Source organism: Mesorhizobium sp. P5_C1 (genome assembly GCF_054049815.1).
Genome location: NZ_JBFULQ010000939.1, coordinates 1 through 1,390, shown reverse-complemented (window position 1 = coordinate 1,390; position 1,390 = coordinate 1). Strand labels below are relative to the sequence as shown.

The 1,390-nt window shown below is 59.9% G+C and carries 1 protein-coding gene; it reads left to right on the top strand.

The features are described 5' to 3' along the window. The coding region (repC, locus tag ACXJ7R_RS32785; RefSeq protein ID WP_457155421.1) for a plasmid replication protein RepC at positions 1-1,178 on the top strand (1,178 nt) is incomplete at its 5' end. Between the last annotated feature and the right edge of the window lie 212 nt (positions 1,179-1,390).

Here is a 1,390-nt window from a genome sequence, read left to right as displayed (position 1 = left end):
TTGGGCGGCGGCCGATGTCGCTTGCCATGCTGGCAGCGCAAAACGATTCACGTGAAATCCCCAAGGGCACGGTCGTCGACAAATGGCACATCTACCGCAACCTTTGYGAAGGCAAGAGCATCGCCGGCATCGGCGATCGGGCTTTGGCCGTGCTGAATGCGCTGCTATCTTTCTATCCTGACAGTGAGTTGAGTGAGGAAAACGACCTCATCGTCTTTCCCTCGAACGCACAGCTGTCGCTCAGGGCGCACGGAATGGCCGAGCCCACAGTCAGACGACACCTGGCGGCTCTTGTTGACTGCGGGCTGATCATCCGTCGGGATAGTCCGAACGGCAAGCGCTACGCGCGCAAGGGCAGAGGAGGGGAGATCGAGGAAGCATTTGGCTTCTCCCTGGCGCCGCTGCTGGCCCGCGCTCACGAGTTCGAGGCGGCGGCCGAGCGTGTTCGCGCCGACAACAGGGCGCTCAGGCTGATGCGCGAGCGGATCACCTTGCACCGCCGAGACATCCAGAAGCTGATCGAGGCGGCTGTTGACGAAGATGTTCCAGGCGACTGGGGAGGCCTGTGGAAGCGCTTCCGCGGCGTTGTGGAGGCAATTCCGCGCCGAGCCTGCATTGCCGAGCTCGAACCGATCGTGGCGAATATGGCCGGATTACATGACGAGGTGGATAAGCTGCTGGAAAGTCATATGAAATACACGAATCCGAACGGCAATGACTCTCAAAACGAGCGGCAGCAATCTGATTCAAATACCGACTCTATTTTTGAATTTGAACCTGCTTTAGAGAAAAGCGGGGCGTCGGCCGAGCCCAGGACGAGGACCGCAGAGGCGCCGAAAACATACCCACTAGGGATGGTGCTGAAGGCTTGCCCCGAAATTGCGGATTATGCCGTCGACGGGATCGGCAATTGGCGCGATCTCATGATAACGGCCGCCCAGGTGCGGGGATATCTGGGCGTTTCGCCGTCTGCGTATGAGGAGGCGTGCCATGTGATGGGCCAAGAGATCGCGGCGATCGTGATTGCCTGCATTCTGCAAAGGGCGCAGCACATCAACTCGGCCGGCGGCTATTTGCGGGTACTGACCGAAAAAGCGACGGCAGGACAGTTTTCGGTCGGGCCGATGCTGATGGCGGCGCTCAAGGCGAACGGCGCCACGGCGAGGATGACGGGATGACGATCGCCAATCCTGCAGCTTATCGCTATGCGCCCAACTCAATGCGAGTGCGGCTTTTTCGATCGTTGGTTCGCTGACCGCAAAGAGTTTGGGTGGCTATTTGCGCAGTCTGACCGAGAAGGCACCAGGGTAYGGCAGTTTTTCCTGTGGGGCCGGTTCCCGATCACACGGGGATCCGCGCCACCTGTTGCATCTGCCGCCCGGCATCGTTG